The sequence below is a fragment of the Nonomuraea sp. NPDC004186 genome, assembly GCF_053603495.1.
Genome location: NZ_JBSGFQ010000090.1, coordinates 17,114 through 39,030, shown reverse-complemented (window position 1 = coordinate 39,030; position 21,917 = coordinate 17,114). Strand labels below are relative to the sequence as shown.

At 70.5% G+C, this 21,917-nt stretch carries 18 protein-coding genes; 14 read left to right on the top strand and 4 right to left on the bottom strand.

The annotated features are described in order from the left end of the window. Positions 1-2 precede the first annotated feature (2 nt). From ACWEPL_RS47535 to ACWEPL_RS47485, 11 genes are all read left to right on the top strand, one after another. Positions 3-755: a YebC/PmpR family DNA-binding transcriptional regulator gene (locus ACWEPL_RS47535; RefSeq protein ID WP_350727170.1), complete on the top strand. Its 753-nt coding sequence runs from the start codon at positions 3-5 to the stop codon at positions 753-755. A 180-nt stretch (positions 756-935) separates the two neighbouring features. Then, entirely contained in the window at positions 936-2,723 is a 1,788-nt protein-coding gene (locus tag ACWEPL_RS47530) for a hypothetical protein (RefSeq protein ID WP_452440134.1), read from the top strand. Between the two features lie 60 nt (positions 2,724-2,783). Next, positions 2,784-3,926 (top strand): GNAT family N-acetyltransferase, encoded by a 1,143-nt coding sequence (locus tag ACWEPL_RS47525; RefSeq protein ID WP_452440133.1) that lies wholly within the window; start codon positions 2,784-2,786, stop codon positions 3,924-3,926. 117 nt (positions 3,927-4,043) lie between these two features. Further along, complete coding sequence (gene ruvC, locus ACWEPL_RS47520) at positions 4,044-4,574, top strand: crossover junction endodeoxyribonuclease RuvC (protein ID WP_192785834.1); 531 nt, start codon at positions 4,044-4,046, stop codon at positions 4,572-4,574. A gap of 184 nt (positions 4,575-4,758) precedes the next feature. Then, positions 4,759-5,379 (top strand): Holliday junction branch migration protein RuvA, encoded by a 621-nt coding sequence (gene ruvA, locus ACWEPL_RS47515; protein ID WP_364257440.1) that lies wholly within the window; start codon positions 4,759-4,761, stop codon positions 5,377-5,379. Positions 5,380-5,877: 498 nt separating this feature from the next. Continuing rightward, positions 5,878-6,918, top strand: a complete 1,041-nt coding sequence (ruvB, locus tag ACWEPL_RS47510; protein ID WP_363972111.1) for a Holliday junction branch migration DNA helicase RuvB — start codon at positions 5,878-5,880, stop codon at positions 6,916-6,918. Between the two features lie 218 nt (positions 6,919-7,136). Further along, on the top strand, positions 7,137-7,520 hold the full coding sequence (yajC, locus tag ACWEPL_RS47505; protein WP_350727175.1) for a preprotein translocase subunit YajC: 384 nt from the start codon (positions 7,137-7,139) through the stop codon (positions 7,518-7,520). A 43-nt stretch (positions 7,521-7,563) separates the two neighbouring features. After that, positions 7,564-9,378, top strand: coding sequence for a protein translocase subunit SecD (secD, locus tag ACWEPL_RS47500; protein WP_363972109.1), 1,815 nt, complete (start codon positions 7,564-7,566; stop codon positions 9,376-9,378). A 1-nt stretch (position 9,379) separates the two neighbouring features. Beyond that, entirely contained in the window at positions 9,380-10,375 is a 996-nt protein-coding gene (gene secF / locus ACWEPL_RS47495; RefSeq protein WP_363972107.1) for a protein translocase subunit SecF, read from the top strand. Between the two features lie 292 nt (positions 10,376-10,667). Next, entirely contained in the window at positions 10,668-11,186 is a 519-nt protein-coding gene (locus tag ACWEPL_RS47490; RefSeq protein ID WP_350727178.1) for an adenine phosphoribosyltransferase, read from the top strand. A gap of 187 nt (positions 11,187-11,373) precedes the next feature. Further along, entirely contained in the window at positions 11,374-13,563 is a 2,190-nt protein-coding gene (locus ACWEPL_RS47485; protein ID WP_355198457.1) for a RelA/SpoT family protein, read from the top strand. 32 nt (positions 13,564-13,595) lie between these two features. On the opposite strand, the gene ACWEPL_RS47480 is transcribed toward ACWEPL_RS47485, so the two are convergent. The 3 genes from ACWEPL_RS47480 to ACWEPL_RS47470 form a co-directional block, all read right to left on the bottom strand. After that, a complete protein-coding gene (locus tag ACWEPL_RS47480; protein WP_350727180.1) occupies positions 13,596-14,687 on the bottom strand; it encodes a cupin domain-containing protein in 1,092 nt (363 codons plus the stop codon). 150 nt (positions 14,688-14,837) lie between these two features. Next, positions 14,838-16,067 carry a DUF349 domain-containing protein gene (locus tag ACWEPL_RS47475; protein ID WP_363972104.1) on the bottom strand — a complete coding sequence of 410 codons (1,230 nt, stop codon included), beginning with the start codon at positions 16,065-16,067 and terminating at the stop codon, positions 14,838-14,840. Positions 16,068-16,129: 62 nt separating this feature from the next. Next, positions 16,130-17,017 (bottom strand): peptidylprolyl isomerase, encoded by an 888-nt coding sequence (locus ACWEPL_RS47470; protein WP_350727182.1) that lies wholly within the window; start codon positions 17,015-17,017, stop codon positions 16,130-16,132. Positions 17,018-17,155: 138 nt separating this feature from the next. Between ACWEPL_RS47470 and ACWEPL_RS47465 the strand changes: the two genes are divergently transcribed. From ACWEPL_RS47465 to aspS, 3 genes are read left to right on the top strand one after another with little or no spacing between them, the layout of a single operon-like run. Beyond that, the gene (locus ACWEPL_RS47465; RefSeq protein ID WP_350727183.1) at positions 17,156-17,836 is read left to right on the top strand and encodes an MBL fold metallo-hydrolase; all 681 of its coding nucleotides are present in this window, start codon (positions 17,156-17,158) and stop codon (positions 17,834-17,836) included. Further along, positions 17,836-19,092 (top strand): histidine--tRNA ligase, encoded by a 1,257-nt coding sequence (hisS, locus tag ACWEPL_RS47460; RefSeq protein ID WP_363972101.1) that lies wholly within the window; start codon positions 17,836-17,838, stop codon positions 19,090-19,092. Before ACWEPL_RS47465 ends, hisS begins: the two co-directional genes overlap by 1 nt. Beyond that, complete coding sequence (gene aspS, locus ACWEPL_RS47455) at positions 19,089-20,840, top strand: aspartate--tRNA ligase (protein WP_452440132.1); 1,752 nt, start codon at positions 19,089-19,091, stop codon at positions 20,838-20,840. Before hisS ends, aspS begins: the two co-directional genes overlap by 4 nt. A gap of 53 nt (positions 20,841-20,893) precedes the next feature. Here aspS and ACWEPL_RS47450 read toward each other — a convergent pair whose 3' ends face one another. Next, positions 20,894-21,802, bottom strand: coding sequence for a peptidylprolyl isomerase (locus ACWEPL_RS47450; protein WP_363972097.1), 909 nt, complete (start codon positions 21,800-21,802; stop codon positions 20,894-20,896). Between the last annotated feature and the right edge of the window lie 115 nt (positions 21,803-21,917).

Here is a 21,917-nt window from a genome sequence, read left to right as displayed (position 1 = left end):
TAATGTCCGGCCACTCCAAATGGGCGACGACGAAGCACAAGAAGGCCGCGCTCGACGCCAAGCGCGGCAAGCTGTTCGCGAAGCTCATCAAGAACATCGAGGTGGCGGCACGGACCGGTGGCCCCGACCCGGACGCCAACCCCACGCTCTTCGACGCCATCTTCAAGGCGAAGAAGAACTCCGTGCCCAACGACAACATCGAGCGCGCCCGCAAGCGGGGCGGCGGCCTCGAAGCCGGTGGCGCCGACTGGCAGACCATCATGTACGAGGGTTACGCGCCCGGCGGCGTCGCGGTGCTCATCGAGTGCCTCACCGACAACCGCAACCGCGCCGCCTCCGAGGTCCGCGTCGCGCTGACCCGCAACGGCGGCTCGCTGGCCGACCCCGGGTCCGTCTCCTACATGTTCAACCGCAAGGGCGTCGTGATCGTGCCCAAGCAGGACGGGCTCGACGAGGACACCGTGCTCATGGCCGTCCTCGACGCGGGCGCCGAGGAGGTCAACGACCTGGGCGAGTCGTTCGAGGTCGTCTCCGAGGCCGGTGACCTGGTGCCGGTCCGCAAGGCGCTGCAGGAGGCCGGGCTCGACTACGACTCGGCCGAGTCGAGCTTCCTGCCGACGATGAGCGTGCCGCTCGACGAGGAGGGCGCCAAGAAGGTGTTCCGCCTCATCGACGCGCTGGAGGACAGCGACGACGTCCAGAACGTCTTCGCCAACTTCGACGTGCCGGACGACGTGCTGGCGGCGCTGGACTAGCAGTCGCACGACGTAAGGGCTCGGCCACGCCGGGCCCTTAGTCATGCGTGCCCGCCCTCATGCGGCGCTCCGGGGCTTCCTCCGGGCGTGAGAAGAGCTCCGGGGCTTTCTTCGGCGCGGGTGGGTTCCGGGGCTTTCTTCGGGTGCGAGAAGGGACGGGGCAGCGTAGGGTCGGGCGACGTGACTTCCCCCACCCCTCCACAGGCCCCCTCTCCGGCGCTCGGCTGGCTGCTGGCCGTGCCCGCGCTGCTCGGCACGCTGATCTCGCTCGTGCTGCCCACGGCCCAGACAATCTGGCTCAGCCTGCAGAGGGGCGGCGTCCTGCGCGAGAGCACGTACGTGGGGTTCGCCAACTACGGCAGGCTGCTGGGCGACGGCGAGTTCTGGCGGGCGGCGTGGTTCACGCTGTCGCTGGTCGCGATGCCGTTGCTGGTGGCCGTGGTGGTGGCGCCGCTGCTGGCGGTGGCGCTCGACCGGGCGGGCACGTGGCCGCGGAGGGCCGGGCGGATCGCGCTGTCGCTGGCGATCGTCACGTTCTCGCCGGTGGGGGTGGCGGCGGCCTGGATGCGCGGGCTGGCGCCGGACGCGCCGGGTCTGGCGGGGCTGGCCGAAGGGCTGCGCGATCCCGCGACCGCGCCTGGAACGCTCCGGCTGATCGTCGCGGCCGGCACGTTCGGGGTGGTGTGCGCGCTGGCGGTCATGGCGTTCCTGCCCGCCCTGCGCGCCGGCTCCGTCCCGCAGGGCTTCTCCGATGCGCGGGACTTCTCCGATGCGCGGGGCTTTTCCGGGCCGTCTCGCGGCGGTGTGGGGCCCGCGATGCTCGTGGTGGGGGTGCTCGTCGCGATCGCCACGGTCGCGATCGGGCTCCAGACGTTCTCCTTCGGCCTCGTGCTCACCCGGGGCGGCCCTGAGCGCTCCACAGAGACGCTCGCAGGGCTGGAGTACGACTCCGCCTTCCGGATGGCCGAGTTCGGCCCTGGCGCGTCCGTTGCGACCCTCACGGGGGTGATCCTCGGCGTGCTGGGCATCGTCGCGACGGTCGTCGTGGCGGCCTCCCGGCTGAGCGTCACGCTGACCCCGCGTACCGCGCCTGAGCCGGGTGCGGCCGTGCCGACCTCACCTGGGGGAGTGCCGACCGCCCCTGCGGCGGGGCCGATCTCGCCGGGGGCGGCCCCTGCGGCTGCTCCCGTGGTGGCGCCGGGCGCGGCCGCTGGACGTGGTGCCGGGACCGTCGGCATGGCCGTCGGGATCGTGGCGCTGGTGGTCTTCCTCGCCGTCGCGCTCGTGTGCGCCTGGCCGTGGATCGACGGCGTGCTCGCCTCGCCCACCTCGGAGGCGGGCTCCCTGCGTTCCCAGGTGAACACGTGGGTCCCGGCGATCGGCGGAGCGGTCGTCTCGGTGGGCGTCGCCTACCTGGCCGCGCTCGGGATCGGCGGCCTGCGACCGCTGGGGCGCGGGAGCGAGTGGCTGCTGCTGGTGTTCGCGCCGTGGCTGTTCGTCGGTACGGGGCCCCTCGGCGTCGCCAACTGGCAGAACATGCGCAACATGGGCCTCATCGACTCCTTCCTGGCCCTCGTCCCACCCCTTCTCGTCAGCGTCCCGGCCCTGCTCGTGCTCACGCTCCTGTGCAAGGGGCTGGCCGAGCGCACCGACAAGGACTTCTTCGGCGGCGTGTTCCTGCCGTCGCTCCCCATGGCGGGCATCCTCGCCGGGGCCGTCGCCCTGATGAACGCCCAGGACCTGCTCTGGCCGCTGCTGGTCGCCCAGAAGCCGACGTTGTTCACCGCGCCGGTGGCGCAGATGGCCCAGCTCGGCTCCTTCGCCGCGGCGAAGCCCGACGTCGGCGCCGCCACGCCGCTGCTCGTCGTCGCCGTCGCGCTGGTCGCCGTCGTGGCCGCCCAACTGCTCTACCTCGACAGGCTCGCCATCGCCACGAACGGCTCGCGGGCGCGCACCGCCGCCGCGTAGGCGCGGCACCCCGCCGCCCAAAGTGGACCGGCGGCGCGGCCCGCCATAGGTTGGGTCCTCGTGGAGATTCGCAACCTGATCGCTGAAGACCTCGACGACGTTCTTGACCTGCGCAGGCGCTCTTTCGGGCCGCTGCCCCCCGGCGACAACGAGAAGTGGCGCCGGGCGGTGCTCCCGGCGCTCGGTGAGGGGCGCTATCTGGGCGCGTTCGACGGCTCCAGGCTCGCCGGGGCCGCGCGGCTGCGCCGGTTCACGCAGTGGTGGCACGGCAGGCCGCAGCCGATGGCGGGCGTCGCGGGCGTCACCGTCAATCCCGAGGACCGTGGCCGCGGTGTCGGCAGCCTGCTCATGCGGGCCGTCGTGGAACGGGCCGCCTCCCTCGGCGACGCGGTCTCCGCGCTCTTTCCGGCCACCACGCCGATCTACCGCTCGATCGGCTACGAGCACGCCGGAGGCCAGTACAAGGTGCGGCTCCCGGCCGAGACGCTGCGCCAGATCAGGCCGTCCGGGCAGGTCAAGCTGCGCAGGATGGGTCCGGACGACGCGGCCGAGGTCGTCTCCCTGCTGCACCGCGTCCACTCCGCCACCCGCGCCAGCGGCCCCATCTCCTGGGACGAGGGCACCTGGGCCCTGTGGCTGGAGAACAAGGACGACTTCCTCTACCTGGCCGAGGACGGCTTCGTCGTCTACCGGTGGCGCGGCGACGACATGCAGGTGGAGAACCTGGTCGCCGGCTCGGGGGAGACCGCCCGGGCATTGTGGTCGCTCGTCGGCAGCGCGTCGTCGGTCGCGCGCCATGTCGTCGCCGCCGTGGCTCCGGACGACCCGGTGCTGTGGATGCTGCGGGAGCGGTCCAACGAGGAGGTGCGGCAGGCGCGGTGGATGTTCAGGGTGCTGGACGTGCCGGCCGCGGTCGAGCGGCGGGGTTATCCGGCGTACGTGAGCTGCGAGGCCGTGGTGACCGTGGACGATCCGCTGGGCGGCGGGGGGTCGTGGCGGCTGGAGGTCGCGGGCGGGTCCGGTGCGGTGACGCCCGTCGAGGAGCCCGGGGTCACGCTCTCGGTGAACGGGTTCTCGGCGTTGTACGCGGGGGTGCCGACGGCGACGCTGCGGTTGAGCGGGCTGATGTCCGGTGACGACCGGTACGACGAGGCGCTCGACGCGGCGTTCGCCGCCAGGCCGTACATGCTGGACTACTTCTGATCGGAGGCTCGCCGGCGGCTCCCTTCCCCGGCGTGCGGGCGATTACCGGTGCGTGGGCGCCCCCGCCGGGGTAAAGTCTCGTGCCGAACAGGTGTTCGGCGACGGGAGGGCGGGCCGGTGCGGGTGATGGGCGTCGATCCGGGGCTGACCCGGTGCGGCCTGGGCGCTGTCGAGGGGCGGCCGGGCGCGCCGCTGACGCTCGTGGCCGTCGGGGTGGTGCGCACCGGGGCCGACGAGGAGCTCGGCGCGCGGCTCGTCGGCATCGAGGCCGGCATCGAGCAGTGGCTCGACGACGTACGGCCCGACGCGGTGGCGGTCGAGCGCGTCTTCAGCCAGCACAACGTACGCACCGTCATGGGCACCGCTCAGGCGGCCGGGATCGCCGTGCTGTGCGCGGCCAGGCGCGGGCTTCCCGTGGCGCTGCACACGCCGTCCGAGGTCAAGGCGGCCATCACCGGCAGCGGCACCGCCGACAAGAAGCAGATCGGCGCCATGGTCACCCGGCTGCTGCGCCTGAGCGAGATGCCCAAGCCCGCCGACGCGGCCGACGCGCTGGCCCTGGCGATCTGCCACGTGTGGCGAGGCGGCGCCCAGCACCGCCTCGCCGCCGCCCTCGCCAAGGCCACCCGGAAGGACACCAGGCCGTGAACATCCGCTTCGGGAGCTCTGGCGGCTCTGAGGGCTTTGGGGGCTCTGGCGGCTTTGGGGATGGCGCGCCGCGCGGCCGGTCCGCGCGCCCGCGGCGTGTCGTCCGTGATCATGCGGGAGGATGTCGGGCTGTGACCCTCGCCGGTGGTGTGCGGGCCCCGGCGGCGTGGAAGGATGGTGGGCTGTGATCGCGTCGGTGTCGGGCAAGGTGGCCGCGATCGCTCCCGACGGAGCCGTGATCGAGGTCGGTGGCGTCGGCATCCTCACCCACTGCACTCCGGGCACGCTCGCCACGCTGCGGATCGGGGAGGAAGCGCGCCTGGCCACGTCGCTGGTGGTGCGGGAGGAGTCGCTCACCCTCTACGGGTTCGCCACGGACGACGAGCGGGCCGTGTTCGAGCTGCTGCAGACGGCCAGCGGGGTCGGGCCCAAGCTGGCGCTGGCGATGCTCGCCGTCCACACGCCCAACGCGCTGCGCGTCGCCGTGGCCAGTGCGGACCTCAAGGCGCTCACGCAGGTCCCGGGGATCGGGCAGAAGGGGGCGCAGCGGATCGTGCTGGAGCTGAAGGACCGGCTCGGCACGCCGGAGGAGGCGGTCAACGCCGCGCTCAACGGGGAGCGGCGCGTGGCGGCGTGGCGCGATCAGGTCCACTCGGGGCTGGTGGGGCTGGGCTACTCCAGCAAGGACGCCGACGAGGCCGTCGCCGTCGTGGAGCCGGTCGCCGACGCCGACCTCGCCGCCGGACGCCGTCCCCAGGTCGCCGCGCTTTTGAAGGCCGCCCTGCAATCCCTGAGCGTCCGATGACCCGCCGCCCCGTCCCTCCGCGAGCCCGGCTCTTTCGCGCCGACGTGACGGCGCGCGCCGCTCTCGCCGAGGTGACCGCTCGTGCTGCGCTCGCCGAGGTGACGGCGTGCGCCGCTCTGGCCAAGGTAACCGCACGCGCCGACGCCGGTTTCCGTCTGTCATGGCCGGTCGTGAAGGCTCACGGGCTGCTCGCCGTGACGAGCGAGTCGCAGGCCCGGCACCGTGGCCCGGCCGGTCGCCGACCGCGTTGCGCCGGTCTCCACCGCACCACCTCCCGCCGTCGCGGCGCGGTGGGCTCCGGCCGGGTGCCGGGAGCGCCCGTCGCGGCGCCGTCCGGGCTCCGGCTTGGCGCCGTCGCGCCGCCCGGCGGAACCCCGGGCGACGTCGTGCTGTCCGGGCGCACGCCTGGCGACGTTGCGATGCCTCGGCGCCCCGCTGGCGATGGTGTGAGGGGTTCGTGGGGTGTTGGCGATGGAGCCGGTGTGAGGGGGTGTGAGTATGGGGTTTGAGCGGGAGTTGGTGTCGTCCGAGGCCGGTGGCGACGAACTGCAGATCGAGGCGGCGCTGCGGCCCAAGCGGCTCGGCGAGTTCATCGGCCAGGGCCGGGTGCGCGAGCAGCTCTCCCTAGTGCTCGAGAGCGCCCTGCGCAGGCAGCGGCCGCCCGACCACGTGCTGATGAGCGGGTCGCCCGGGCTCGGCAAGACCACGCTGTCCATGATCATCGCCGCTGAGCTCAACGCGCCGCTGAGGATCACCTCCGGCCCAGCGCTGGAGCGGGCCGGCGACCTGGCCGCCATCCTGTCCACGCTCGCCGAGGGCGAGGTGCTGTTCATCGACGAGATCCACCGGATGGCCAGGCCCGCCGAAGAGATGCTCTATCTCGCCATGGAGGACTTCAGGGTCGACATCGTCGTCGGCAAGGGCCCGGGAGCCACGGCCATCCCGCTCGACATCGCGCCGTTCACGCTCGTCGGCGCCACCACCCGCGCCGGGCTGCTGCCCGCGCCGCTGCGCGACCGGTTCGGGTTCACCGCGCACATGGACTTCTACGAGGTCGGCGAGCTCGAGCAGGTGCTCTACCGGTCGGCCAGGCTGCTCGGCGTGGTCCTGCCCGACGACGGGGCGCACGAGATCGCCAGGCGGTCCCGGGGGACGCCCCGCATCGCGAACCGGCTGCTCAGGCGAGTGCGGGATTTCGCGGACGTAAGGGCCGACGGGGTGATAAACCGGGAAATAGCGGCGGCGGCCCTCAACCTGTACGAAGTCGACGCCGAAGGGCTCGACCGGCTCGACAGGGCGGTCCTGGACGTGCTGCTGAAGAAGTTCGGCGGCGGCCCGGTCGGCCTGTCGACGCTGGCCGTGGCCGTAGGGGAGGAGCCGGAGACCGTCGAAGTGGTGGCAGAGCCGTTCCTCGTACGCCAGGGCCTGCTGGCCAGGACCCCGCGCGGCCGGGTCGCGACGGCGGCCGCCTGGAGTCATCTCGGCATGACCCCGCCCCCCGACGCGTTCGGAGCAGCGGTATTCGACTCAGACGGCTGATCACAGAACGGTTGCAACCGTTTCAAAATGGGAACTTCCCCGCGCGCCGAAACGCTGCCTCGTTGCCGCGTTTCGCAACAACGGCCTACACTCCGTGGCTTGGCTGGCTGTGTAGGCTGACGGGCTGAGCGGCGCGGCCCCGACGCAACGCACGGAATTTCCGGCGCGAGGCCGGTGTCAACTTCTTGTACGACAATGGAAGGTCGCCCCTTATGGACATGGGACAACTCGGTAGCATCCTGCCGCTGATTCTGCTGGTGGTGGTGTTCTACTTCCTGCTGATCCGCCCTCAGCGCAAGCGTCAGCAAGAGGCGATCCAAATGCAGAACTCCCTGGCTCCGGGCGCCCGGGTCATGACCACGACCGGGCTGTTCGGCACCGTGGTGACGGTGGACAATGAGGACGTGGTCCTCGAGATCGCACCGGGGATCGAGACCCGCTGGGTGAAGGCCGCGATCGGCCGTGTGGTCACGCCCGGGGACGCTCCCGCGGCGGACGAGTCCTCGGACGACGACGCCGCACCGGGTGAGGAGGGCAAGAAGGAGTCCGAGGCCACCGTGGATCGCAACGATGACCAGGACTCCAGCACCAAGCAGTCCTGACTAAGCTCTGCGACAAACCTCTATCTGAAAGAACTGACGACCAGTGGCCCGACCGACCAGCCGCCACAGCCGACCGGGGCGAACGCTCCTGGTGCTGCTGGCGCTCATCCTCGCCCTGGGCGGGACGATGTTCCTGCAGAAGGCGTTCACGCCCAAGCTGGGTCTCGACCTCGCCGGCGGCACGACGGTGACTCTGTCCCCGGTGACCCAGAACAACACGGCACCGCCGGATGAGATTCTCGATCGCGCAGTCAACATCATCCGCGATCGAGTCAACGGCAACGGCATCTCCGACGCGGAGGTCGCCAGGTCCGGCAGCAACATCATCATCTCGATCCCGGGCGTCGGACAGAGCGAGGCCATCAAGCTGGTCGCCACCACCGCGGAGCTGCGCTTCCGCCAGGTGCTGGCCATGGAGGCCACGCAGGTTCCGCAGAACCTGGCCACCAACGCGCCGACGCCGAACCCGTCGGCTTCGGCGAGCCAGTCCGCCACCCCCAAGTCTGACAAGTCCGGCTCGCCCGCGGTCTCCACGCCCAAGCCCAGCGCGTCCCCGACGGGCAAGGCGTTGTCGTCCGCGCTGACCGCGCCGACGCCCGCCGCGTCGGGGCAGCCGGCCGCCACGGACAACCCCCAGCAGCCGGCCGCCACGGACAACCCTCAGAAGCAGCAGAAGAAGGGCCAGGACGCCAAGGCCAGCCCGACGGCGGCCCCGTCCGGCCAGCCCAGCACGCCGCCCGCGCAGAACCCCAACGCCGGCGTCAACACCCAGGGCATCGACCCGGCGGTGCTGGCCCAGTTCAACAAGCTCGACTGCGCCAACCCGGCCAACCGCGGCCAGGGCGTCCAGGACGACCCGAAGAAGCAGTTCGCCGGCTGCGAGACCGACGGCAGCTACAAGTACGTCCTCGACGTCGCCAAGGTCGTCGGCACCGACATCGACACGGCTTCGGCGGGCGTCCGGCAGGGCACCGTGGAGTGGGTCGTCCAGCTCGACTTCAAGAGCAAGGGCGCGGCCGAGTGGAGCAAGCTCACCACGGCCGCCTACAACTCCCAGGAGCCGCGCAACAAGGTCGCGGTCGTGCTCGACGGCGTCGTCATCACCGCCCCCAACATCATCAGCCCGATCCCCGGCGGCCGGGCCGAGATCACCGGCGGGTTCGACCAGCTCAGCGCCACCGCGCTGGCCGACCAGCTCAAGTACGGCGCGCTGCCGCTGAAGTTCAACCGCAGCTCGGTCGACACGGTCTCCTCGACGCTGGGCCAGGACCAGCTGCAGGGCGGTCTGGTCGCGGGCCTCATCGGCCTCGTGCTCGTCGTGGTCTACTCGATGCTCTACTACCGCGGCCTCGGCATCGTGGCGGTGCTGAGCCTCGTGGTCGCCACGATCCTGACGTACACGGCGGTGGTCGTGCTCGGCCACAACGCCAACTTCCGGCTCTCGTTGCCGCACATCATCGGCCTCGTGGTCTCGATCGGCATCACCGCCGACTCCTTCATCGTCTACTTCGAACGCATACGTGACGAGATGAAGGAGGGCCACCGGACCCTCCGCGCGGCCGTCGAGGTGGCCTGGGTCCGTGCCCGGCGCACGATCCTGATCGCCGACGCCGTCATGTTCATCGCCGCGATCGTGCTCTACTTCCTGGCGGTGGGCGGCGTGGCCGGGTTCGCCTTCGCGATGGGCCTGACCACGCTGATCGACATCGTGGTGGTGTTCCTGTTCACGAAGCCGTTCATCGCCCTGCTGGCGAGGCTGAAGTTCTTCGCCAAGGGGCACCCGCTGTCCGGCCTCGACGCCGAGCGCATGAGCGAGGTCGGCTCGTCCGGCCGCCCGACCACTCCGCAGGAGGCCTGAGATGGGACTGGCGCGTCGCCTCTACCGCGGCGAGATCAATGTCGACTTCGTCGGCCAATGGAGGCTCTGGTACAGCCTGTCGGGCATTCTGCTGCTCATCTCGATCGCGGGTCTGCTGATCAACGGGCTCAACCTGGGCGTGGAGTTCAGAGGCGGCACGGTCTTCTCGTTCAAGTCCGAGCAGGCCACCGTCCAGCAGGTCCGCGAGGCCGTCCTCGATCAGGGCGCGCACCAGGCGATCGTCCAGTCGGCCGGCACCAGCGGCTGGCGGGTGACCACCGAGAGCCTCCCGGAGAACACCAGGGAGCAGGTGCAGTCGCAGATCGCCAAGGACTTCAACACTCCGGTCGGGCAGGTCAGCGTGCAGGCCATCGGCCCGTCCTGGGGCGGTGAGGTCTCGCAGAAGGCCTGGATCGGCCTGGGCGTGTTCATGCTGGCGATCATCCTGTACCTGTCGATGGCGTTCGAGCCGAAGATGGCCATGTCGGCGATCGTCGCGCTCATCCACGACCTCGTCATCACGGCCGGCATCTACGCCTGGTCGGGCTTCGAGGTCACGCCGGCCACGCTGCTGGGCTTCCTGACCATCCTCGGTTATTCGCTCTACGACGCGGTCGTGGTGTTCGACATGATCAAGGAGGTCACGGCCAAGCTGGGGCACACGTCGAAGATGACGTACTCGATGGCGGCCAACAACGCGCTCAACCACACGCTGATCCGGTCGCTGAACACCTCGCTGGTCGCGATCCTGCCGGTGGCGGCGATCCTGTTCATCGGCACCACGCTGCTCGGCGCGGGCACGCTGAAGGACCTGTCGCTGGCGCTGTTCGTCGGCATGATCGTCGGTACGTACTCCTCGCTGTGCGTCGCCACGCCGCTGCTGGTGACGTTGAAGGAGCGGGAGCCGAAGTACCAGGCCATCGCCAGGAGGCTGGCCTCGACGGGAAGCGGCAAGGGGCCGAAGGGTTCCAAAAGCGCGGCCGTAGCCAAGGGATAACCGGCGCACAGACACGTACGACGCCCTCAGCCTTCACGGGATGGGGGCGTCGTTGTGTGTGTGCGCGGGATGCACCATCGTGACTCCTCCGCTTCCTGAGAGGAAGCGGCTTCTCGCTTTCCCCGGCAGAGGTATCCGGAGTCGGCGACGGCCAAGCCCTGACCGGTGCCCTGCTGGGGCACGAGGAAACGCTATCAGGGAGGCGATTCCCCAGCCGGATGATTCCGGCAGTAACCTCTCGAGGTCCGATGGAGCCCGGCACACCGCCGGTGCACGATTGCGAGGAGACGCCATGACCGAGCTGAGCACGATGATCCTGGACAGGATCAGGGACGTGCCCGACTACCCCAAGCCGGGCGTGATGTTCAAGGACATCACCCCGCTGCTGGGCGACCCGGTCGCCATGGCGGCCGTGGTGGACGAACTGGCCGGGCTCCACCAGGTGGACAAGATCGTGGGCATCGAGGCGCGCGGGTTCATCCTCGCGGCTCCGGTGGCGTACCGGGCGGGGGCGGGTTTCGTACCGGTACGGAAGAAGGGGAAACTGCCCGCCGAAACCCTCGAAGAGTCCTACGATCTGGAGTACGGCTCCGCGACCATCGAGGTCCACCGTGACGCCTTCACGCCCGGCGACCGCGTTCTCGTGGTCGACGACGTGCTGGCCACGGGCGGCACCGCGAGGGCTGCCGTGGAGTTGGTGAAGAGGGCCGGCGCCGAGGTCGTCGGCATCGCCGTGCTCATGGAACTGGCCTTTCTCAAGGGACGTGAGCGGGTGACGGGAGTGGACCTGCACTCCCTCGTGATCGTCTGAGCCCGACCCGCGACGGCCCAGGTTCGCCGCCTGGATACACTGGGGGATCTGGACTCGAACGTGAGGAGCCATTGCGTGAGGAGTCTGTGTGCCCCGTGATGTGGTCGTGCCCGACGTAACCGACTCCGGCAACGCCGAGGCGTCCGGCGTTCCAGCGGTGCGTCGACGGCGATTTGGGGGTGGGGCCATGAATCCGGTGCTGGAGCCGTTGTTCCGCACGGTCCGCGCCACCCACCCCAAGGCCGACCTGCGCGTGATCGAGCGTGCGTACGACGTCGCCGCCTACCACCACCGCGACCAGAAGCGGAAGTCCGGCGACCCGTACATCACCCACCCGCTGGCCGTGGCCACGATCCTGGCCGAGCTCGGCACCGACGACGAGACCCTGTGCGCCGCGCTGCTCCACGACACGGTGGAGGACACCGCCTACAGCCTCGACGAGCTGCGCGGCGACTTCGGCGACACCATCGGGTCCCTGGTCGACGGCGTGACCAAGCTGGACAAGGTGAAGTTCGGCGACGCCGCGCAGGCCGAGACCGTGCGCAAGATGGTCGTCGCCATGTCGCGCGACATCCGCGTGCTGATCATCAAGCTCGCCGACCGGCTCCACAACATGCGCACCATGCGCTACCTCCCCGAGCACAAGCGCCACCAGAAGTCGCGCGAGACGCTGGAGATCTTCGCCCCGCTGGCCCACCGCCTGGGCATGAACACGATCAAGTGGGAGCTCGAGGACCTGGCCTTCGCCATGCTCTACCCCAAGCGCTACGACGAGATCGCGCGCATGGTGTCGGAGCGGGCGCCGCGCCGCGACCTGTTCCTGCAGGAGGTCATCGAGAAGGTCTCCGGCGACCTGCGCGAGGCCAAGATCCGCGCCGTCGTCAAGGGCCGGCCGAAGCACTACTACTCGGTCTACCAGAAGATGATCGCCCGCGACGTGGCCTTCGACGACATCTACGACCTGGTGGGCATCCGCGTCCTCGTCGACAGCGTGCGCGACTGCTACGCCGCGCTCGGCACCATCCACGCCCGGTGGAACCCGGTGCCGGGGCGGTTCAAGGACTACATAGCGATGCCCAAGTTCAACATGTACCAGTCGCTGCACACCACGGTGATCGGTCCCGAGGGCAAGCCGGTGGAGCTGCAGATCCGCACCCACGCGATGCACCACCGGGCCGAGTACGGCGTGGCCGCGCACTGGAAGTACAAGGAGGAGGTCGGCAGCCCCGGCCCCACCGGCAAGGTCAAGCCGGGCAGCGACATGGCCTGGCTGCGCCAGCTCCTCGACTGGCAGAAGGAGACCTCCGACCCGGGCGAGTTCCTGGAGTCGCTGCGGTTCGACCTGTCGGTGTCCGAGGTCTACGTGTTCACCCCGAAGGGGCAGGTCATCGCGCTGCCCGAGGGGGCCACGCCGGTCGACTTCGCGTACGCCGTGCACACCGAGGTGGGCCACCGCTGCATCGGCGCCCGGGTCAACGGGCGGCTGGTGCCGCTGGAGTCGCGGCTCGGCAACGGCGACACGGTCGAGATCTTCACCTCCAAGTCGCCGGACGCCGGGCCGTCGCGCGACTGGCTCAAGTTCGTCAAGTCGGGCCGGGCCCGCAACAAGATCCGGCAGTGGTTCTCCAAGGAGCGCCGCGAGACCGCGATCGAGGCGGGCAAGGAGGCCATCGGGCGGGCCATGCGCAAGCAGGGCCTGCCGCTGCAGCGGCTGATGTCCGGCGAGGCGCTGCTGGCGCTCGCCCGCGACCTGCGCTACCCCGACGTCTCCGCGCTCTACGCGGCCGTGGGGGAGGGGCACATCGCGGCGCAGGCCGTCGTGCAGAAGCTGGTGGCCTCGATCGGCGGCGTCGACAGCGCCGAGGAGGACATCGCCGAGACCTCGCTGCCCACCCGGTTGCGCGGCCGCCCCCGCGGTGGCGGCGCGGGCGTGGTCGTGGCGGGCGACGCCGACGTGTGGGTACGCCTGTCGAAGTGCTGCACCCCGGTGCCCGGTGACGAGATCGTCGGGTTCGTCACGAGGGGGCACGGGGTGTCGGTGCACCGCGGCGACTGCACCAACGTGCAGCAGCTCAAGGAGCAGCCCGACCGGCTCGTCGAGGTCAGCTGGTCGCCCAGCGACGACAGCGTGTTCCTGGTCGCGATCCAGGTGGAGGCGCTGGACCGGCCGCGCCTGCTGTCCGACGTCACGCGTACGCTCTCCGACCAGCACGTCAACATCCTGAGCGCGTCGGTCACGACGTCCCGGGACCGGGTGGCGATCAGCAAGTTCACGTTCGAGATGGGCGATCCCAAGCACCTGGGGCACGTGCTCAAGGCCGTGCGCAGCATCCAGGGCGTGTTCGACGTCTACCGCGTCAGCGGCGCCGGCAACTGACCGCTTCCGGGGCGCCGGGCCCCGGCGGCGGGTCAGCGGGGGCGGAGGTCGGGGAGGTTGACGACGATGGCCTCCTGGGTGCTGCGGGCGATGACGACCACGGCCTCCTGTGACGGGTCCGGATTCTCCTCGCGATGGGGCACGTACGGCGGCACGAAGATGTAGTCGCCGGGCTTGGTGTCCAGCCGCACCTCCCGCCCGTCCTCCAGGAACACGAACGACGGCGTGCCGCTGACCACGTAGATGGCCGTCTCCGAGGCCCCGTGGTGGTGGTCGGACGAGCGCGTGGCGGGCGCGACGTGGGTCTGGCCCATCCAGAGGCGGACGGACCCGGCCGTGGCCCCGCTGATGGCCGCGAGCCTGCGCATGCCGGAGCTCTGCGCCGTCTCGCCCGAGAGCTCCCCTGAGGGCACGTGACGCAGCGGCTGGTGGAACGGGTCACCCTCGGCCCTGTAACCCTCCCAGAGACGCCCTCCAGCGCGTTCCAGGACGTCCGAGGCGACGGCGGCCAGCCGTGCCGAGTCGTCGACGGCGCCGAGCAGCGCCTCCGCCAGCACCGGGTCGTGGGCGCGCAGCTCGCGCAGCAGCCACTTGCCGCTCCCCTGCCACCTGCGCCCCAGTCCGAGCGCCATCCTGGCGGTCTCCTGCGCCACCTGCCACCGGATGAACGTCCGCTCGCCGGCGTCCGTGGCCCCCGAGAGGTCGTCCAGGAGGTCGGAGAGGGCGTATCTGGCCCGTTCGGCCTGCGAGCTGGTCAGACCGCCCGGTCCGGCCGTCAGGCGCTCGCTCAGCGCCGCCTGGAGGTCGCTGGCCCGGCCGCTGGTCCGGTCGGTCAGCACCGCGCCCTCGGCGCACATGCGGGCCAGGCTCGGCTGACGCCGGTCGAAGTCCTTGTCGAGGTAGGCGCGCAGGCTGGTCTCGCTGTGCACGAACAGCTCCACGGGCCACTCGCGCCACCGCAGCGACTCGCGGTAGGGGGTGGGCAGGCCGTCGAGCACCACGACGACGTCGAGGTCGGAGGTGCTGGTGCGGCGCTCGGTGAGGGCGCTGCCGCCGACGAAGGCGTACAGGGCCCCCGGGAACATCTCCTCGACGAGGGCACGTGCGGCGCTGACGGGATCCATGCCCGCCAGCCTAGGTCTCAGCCCCTTCCGCCGCCGCCCCATTTCACGCACCGCCGCCACTCGCTCGCGCACGGTCGGCGCACGGTCGGCGCACGGTTGGCAGGGCCCGGTGGAGGCCCGCCGAGGCCTCCACGGGCATTTCCACCGGGGTCAGCTGAACTCGGCGAGCGTGCGCTCGGCCTCCTCCAGCCACGAGCGCCGGGCGATCAGCGCCTCCTCGGTCTCCTTGATGTCCTTGGCGCGACCGGCCGTCTGCGCCTTGGACAGCCGCTTCTCCAGCTGATCGATCGAGGTGCGCAGCTGGTCGACGGTGCTCTGCGCGCGGGCCCGGGCCTCCGGGTTGGAGCGCTTCCACTCGGCGTCCTCGGCCTTGCGCACGGCCTCGTCCACCTTGCGCAGCCCGCCCTCGAGCCGGTCGCGCTGCTCGCGCGGCACCGGGCCGGCGGCCTCCCAGCGCTCCAGGAGGTTCCGCAGCGCCGAGCGGGCCGTGCGCACGTCCGTGACCGGGAGGATCTTCTCGGCCTCGGCCAGCAGCACCTCCTTGACCTCCGCGTTGGCGGCCAGCGAGGCGTCGCGCTCGGCGAAGACGGCGGAACGGGCCTGGAAGAACTGGTCCTGCGCGCCCTTGAAGCGGGCCCACAGCTCGTCCTCGGCCTCGCGCGAGGCCCGGCCGGCGCTCTTCCACTGCTGCATCAGCTCGCGGTAGATCGCCGCGGTCTGGCCCCAGTCGGTCGAGTCGGCCAGCGCCTCGGCCTCGGCGACGATGCGCTCCTTGGCCGCCCGCACGCCCTCGCGCTGCTCGTCGAGCCCCGCGAAGTACGTCTTGCGCCGCTTGGCGAACGCCGTACGGGCCGCCGAGAGCCGCTTCCACAGCGCGGCCTCGGTGACCCGGTCGATGCGGTCGGCGGCCTTCCACTCCTCGACGAGCTGGCGCAGCCGCTCGCCACCCGACTTCCAGTGGGTGGTCTCGTCCGCGATGCGCTCGGCCTCGGCGACGATGCGCTCCTTGACCGACCTGGCCTCGGCGCGCGCGTGCTCGCGGGCCGCCTTGACCTCCTCGCGGCGCTGGGCGACCAGCTCCGTCAGGCCGTCGAGCCGGGCCGTCAGCGCGTCGAGGTCGCCGATGGCGTGGGCGTCGGCGACGGCCTCACGCAGCTTGGCGATGTTCGCCTCGGCCTGGGCAGGAGCCAGGTCGGTGCCCTTGACGCGCTGTTCCAGCAGCTGCACCTGACCGGCCAGCTCGTCGTACTTGCGATGGAAGTAGGCCAGTGCCTCTTCGGGTTCACCGGCCTGCCAGGAGCCGACGGCCCGCTCTCCCTCAGCCGTACGCACGTAGACGGTGCCGTCGTCGTCTACCCGGCCCCACGGGTCGGTGCTCACCGTGTCCTCCCGCACTTTCCATCAGACCCTTCGGGACTACTTCGTCCCTAGTTTGTATTACGTCAGCTCTTGCTGGCGATTGTCACGTCTTTGATTTCGACGGTTTGCTTCGGCGCCCCCGTCCCGTCGCCGGCGTCCCCGATGACGCCTGCTTTGTTCACCTTGTCCAGGATGTCGAGCCCCTTGGTGATCGTACCCACCGGCGTGTAATCCGGCGTGAGTCCGATGTCTCCGAAAACGAGGAAGAACTGGCTGCCCGTGCTGCCCGGCGCCTGCGTTTTGGCCATGGCCATCACGCCGCGCTTGTACTGGGCGCCCTGGAGGTTCTCCTCGGCCATGACGTAGCCGGGGCCGCCGGTGCCGTCCTGGCTCTTGCCGTCGGCCTTGGCCGACGGGTCGCCGCACTGCAGCATCGGGAACTGGGCGCTGCCGAGCCGGTGGCACTTGCTGCCGTCGTAGTACTTCTTCTTCGCCAGGAACTCCAGCGAGTTGGTCGTGCAGGGCGCCTTGGCGTTGTTCAGCTCGACGACGATGTCGCCCTGGTTGGTCCTGAGCGTCATCGTCTTGGTCGCCGGCGTGGTCTTGACCTTGGCCGGCGGCATGCCGACATCCTTGACCTGCCCGCCTCCGGCGTCCTTGACGTAGTCGCACGTGCCCGTCGCCGCGTCGTACGGCTTGGGCCCCGCCGCGGCCGAAGCCGAGGCCGAGGCCGACGGCGCGGCGGTGTCGGCGGCCGACGCCGTGGGCGAGGAGGCCGCGTCGGTCCCCGCGTCGTTGCCGCCCAGCAGCGCGACCGCGGCGACGATGCCGCCGATCACGATCACGACGCCCACCGAGGAGCCGATGATCGCCGTGCGCTTGGCCTTCTGCTCGCGTTCGACCCGGCGATGCATCTGCCGCTCGTAGTGCTCACGAGCGAGCTGCCTCTGCCGGTCCTTCCCCGTGGCCACCGCTTTGCCTCCCATAGTCAATCAACTGAGGTGGGCGAATCGTATCGGCCAACGGGTAATGATTCGCAGCCCGGCGACCCGCACCGGTACCCTTCGGTTACATTCCCATTGGCTTTTCGACGAGATCACCTGAGGCAGATGCTCATCGCCGGCTTCCCCGCAGGGGCCTTCCAGACCAATTGTTACGTTGTCGCGCCCGCGGCCGGCGAGGAATGCGTGATCGTCGATCCAGGTCAGGACGCGACCGAGGGCGTCGACGAGCTGCTGCGCGAGCACCGGCTCAAGCCGGTCGCGGTCCTGCTCACCCACGGCCACCTCGACCACGTCTGGTCGGTGGCCCCGGTCTGCGGCGCGCGTGACGTCCCCGCGTGGATCCACCCCGACGACCGCCACCTGCTGAGCGACCCGGCCGCCGGCTGGTCGGGCACGAGCGCCTCGATGTTCGGCGGGCTGACGCTGAGCGAGCCCGACGACGTGCGCGAGCTGTCCGACGGGGCCGTACTGGAGCTGGCGGGCCTCGAGCTCGTGGTCGACCACACGCCCGGCCATACCAGGGGGTCGGTGAGCTTCCGGCTGCCCGGCGACGAGATCATGTTCTCGGGCGACCTGCTGTTCGCCGGCTCCATCGGCCGCACCGACCTGCCCGGCGGTGACTACACGACCATTTTGCGCAGCCTGGCTGCCAAGTGCCTGACGCTGCCTGACGATACGGTCGTCCTGCCGGGCCACGGACCACAGACGACGATCGGCCGCGAGCGCGCTACCAACCCATATTTGAAGGAAGCGGCGCCGCAGTCCGGTCCCACACGAGGGATCTAATGAGCTTCCAAGCACCTAAAGGTGTCAAAGAGTACGTTCCACCGCAAGCCTCGACGTTCTACGCGATTCGCGGAGCTTTCGCCGAGACGGCCAGGCGGGCCGGATACTCGTACCTGGAGACCGCGGTCTTCGAGGACACCCAGCTGTTCGCCCGTGGCGTCGGCGAGTCCACCGACGTCGTGAGCAAGGAGATGTACACCTTCACCGACCGCGGCGGCCGGTCGCTGACGCTGCGCCCGGAGTTCACCGCCGGCGTGCTGCGCGCGGTCCTGGAGTACGGCCTGCACCGCGGCCAGCTCCCGGTCAAGGTCTGGACCGACGGCCAGGTGTTCCGCGCGGAGGCGCCCCAGGAGGGCCGCTACCGGCAGTTCTACCAGCTCGACCTGGAGGCCATCGGCAGCGAGGATCCGGCCGTCGACGCCGAGACGATCGCGCTGGCCTGGCAGTGGTACGCCGCGCTCGGCCTCACCCAGGTGCGGCTGCTCCTCAACTCGCTGGGCTGCAAGGAGTGCCGCCCGATCTACCGGGCCCGGCTGCAGGAGTTCCTGCGCGCGCTCGACCTCGACGAGGCCACCAGGGCCCGCATCGAGATCAATCCGTTGCGCGTGCTCGACGACAAGCGCCCGGAGGTGCGCGCCCAGCTCGAGGGCGCGCCGCTCATCGGCGACCACCTCTGCGCCGACTGCGAGGCCTACCACGGCCGGGTCAAGCAGCTCCTGGCCGACCTGGACATCCCGTGGGAGGACGCGCCCAGGCTGGTGCGCGGGCTCGACTACTACACCCGCACCACCTTCGAGTTCGACCACCCGCTGCTGGGCGCGCAGTCCGGCATCGGCGGCGGCGGCCGCTACGACGGGCTCTCCGAGGCCATCGGCGGGCCGGCGCTGCCCGGCATCGGCTTCGGCCTCGGTCTCGACCGCACCGTCATCGCCCTGGAGCGGGAGGGCGTCGTGCTCGACACCCCGGCCCGCTGCGAGGTGTACGGTGTGGCGCTGGGCGACGAGGCGGCGCGGGACATGTTCAAGCTCGTGAGCGAGCTGCGCGCGGCCGGTGTCGCCGCCGACATGTCCTTCGGCGGCAAGGGGCTCAAGGGCGCGATGAAGGGGGCCGACCGTTCCGGCGCCCGTTTTGCCCTGATCCTGGGCGAGCGCGACCTGGCGGCCAAGGCCGTGCAAGTGAAGGACCTGACCACCGCTGAGCAGACCGAGGTGCCCTTGGCCGAGGTCGTCGACTTTTTGAAAGGGAAACTGCAGTGATCCGCACGCACAAGGCCGGGTCGCTCCGCGAGGAGCACACCGGGCAGCAGGTGACGCTCGCAGGATGGGTGGCCCGCCGGCGTGACCACGGCGGCGTGGTCTTCATCGACCTGCGCGACGCCTCCGGCTCGGCGCAGGTGGTCTTCCGCGAGGAGGACCACGCCCACGACCTGCGCGCCGAATACTGCGTGAAGGTCGTCGGCCAGGTCAGGGTCCGCCCCGAGGGCAACGAGAACCCCGACCTGCCCACCGGCGCGATCGAGGTCGTGGCCGAGCAGGTCGAGGTGCTGAGCGAGTCCGCGCCGCTGCCCTTCCCGATCGAGGGCAACGTGGGGGTCTCGGAGGAGGCCCGGCTCAAGTACCGCTACCTCGACATCCGCCGCCAGCAGGTGGCCAACGCCATGCGCACCCGCTCCAAGGCCACCTACCTCGCCAACGAGGTGATGCACGAGCTGGGCTTCGTCTACGTCGAGACGCCGACCCTGACCCGCTCCACGCCCGAGGGCGCGCGCGACTTCCTGGTCCCGGTGCGCCTGCAGCCCGGCAACTGGTACGCCCTGCCCCAGTCGCCCCAGCTGTTCAAGCAGCTCCTCCAGGTCGCCGGCCTCGAGCGCTACTACCAGCTCGCCAAGTGCTACCGCGACGAGGACCTGCGGGCCGACCGGCAGCCGGAGTTCACGCAGATCGACGTCGAGATGTCCTTCGTGGACCAGGAGGACGTCATCGAGGTCGGCGAGAAGCTGATCGGCCGGCTGTGGAAGGAGATCGCCGGCTACGAGCTGCCGACGCCGCTGCCGCGCATGACGTACGCCGACGCGATGGCCCGCTACGGCTCCGACAAGCCGGACCTGCGCTTCGGCCAGGAGCTGGTCGAGATGACCGGCTACTTCGCCGGCACGCCCTTCCGCGTCTTCCAGGCCGAGTACGTCGGCGCCGTGGTCATGCCGGGCGGCGCCTCGCAGACGCGCAAGGAGCTCGACGGCTGGCAGGAGTGGGCGCGCAGCCGCGGCGCCAAGGGCCTGGCCTACGTGCTCGTCCAGGAGGACGGCACGCTGGGCGGCCCGGTCGCCAAGAACCTCACCGAGGAGGAGCTCTCCGGGCTCGCGGCCAAGGTCGGCGCCGAGCCGGGCGACGCGATCTTCTTCGCGGCCGGCCCGAAGCACTCCTCGCGCGACCTGCTCGGCGCGGCCCGCCTGGAGATCGGCCGCCGCTGCGGCCTGATCGACGAGTCGGCGTGGGCGTTCCTGTGGGTCGTCGACGCCCCCATGTTCGAGCCCGTGTACGACGAGGTGGGCCGCGAGATCGGCTGGACCGCCGTGCACCACCCGTTCACCGGGCCGAAGCCGGAGTGGGCCGACAACTTCCAGGACCACCCGGGCGAGGCGCTGGCGTACGCGTACGACATGGTCTGCAACGGCATGGAGATCGGCGGCGGCTCGATCCGTATCCACCGGGCCGAGATGCAGCAGCGCGTCTTCGACGTGCTGGGCATCTCCAAGGAGGAGGCGGAGAGCAAGTTCGGCTTCCTGCTGGAGGCGTTCAAGTACGGGCCCCCGCCGCACGGCGGCATCGCCTACGGCTGGGACCGCATCTGCATGCTGCTGTCCGGCGGCGACTCGATCCGTGACGTGATCGCGTTCCCGAAGACGGCCTCCGGCTTCGACCCGCTCACGGGCGCGCCCACGCCGATCACGGGCGAGCAGCGCAAGGAGGCGGGCGTCGACGCCAAGCCCAAGACCGAGGTCTAGGCATGTGAGAACGGCGGGCACCGGAGCCGGTGCCCGCCGTTCTCGCTGTCGCCCTACTTGAAGGTGATGTTCTTGATGATCACCGGGTTCTTGGGCGCCGTGGTGCCGCCGTCGCCGGTGATGTCGGCATCGTTGAGGAGCAGGTCCTTGCCGCTGGTGGCCAGCCCCTGCAGCATGTCCATGCCCTCGCTGACCACGCCGATCACGTTGTAGCCCGAGCCGATCTGGCTGTTCTCGTCCGACAGCGAGATGGCGAACTGGCTGTTGTTCTGGCCCATCGCGTCACCCGCCTGGGTCATGAACACCACGCCCTTCGACAGGGCGATGTCGGTGTTCTCGTCGCCGTAGACGTACCCCGCGGTGCCCTGGCCGTCGGTCGGGTTCTTGCCGTCGGCCTTGGCCAGCGGGTCGCCGCACTGCAGCAGGTGCACGCCGGACACGTCGGGCGTGACCAGGCGGTGGCACTTCATGTTGTCGTAGAACTTCTTCTTCGCCAGGAAGCTGAGCGAGTTGACCGAGCACGGCGCGGCGTCGGTCATGAGATCGATGACGACGGTGCCGCGGTTGGTGACGATCGTCATCTTCTTCAGCTTCATGTTGGGCTTCTTGCCCGGCAGGCCGACGAACTTGTTCGGCACCCCCGTCTCCCGCTTGTAGGTGCAGGAGACCGGGCCGGTCTTGGCCGACGGCGTGGCCGACGGCTCCGTGGAGGCGGAAGCGGAGGCGGAGGCGGAAGCGGAAGGGCTGCTCTCCGCCGAGGCCTTGCCGGGTTCCTTGTTGACCAGCGTGGTCGCGGCGAAGATGCCGCCCGCGACAACGACGACGGCCACGCCCGCGCCGATGAAGGTGTTCCGCCGTGACTTGGTGGTCTGGGCGGCGGCGCGCTTCGCCTGCCGTTCCTTGTGCTCCCGCGCCAGCTCGCTCTGGCGGTCTTCCTCGTTCTGGCGGTCGTCGCCGCTCACCGCTATGTCCTCTCAATTTGCCCGTGCATGACCAAACAACTCCGCGCATGCTACCGGCCTTCGATATGTGCCGGACGTAAGTGGTGAAAGCGGCAGAGGACGACATGTGAGGTCG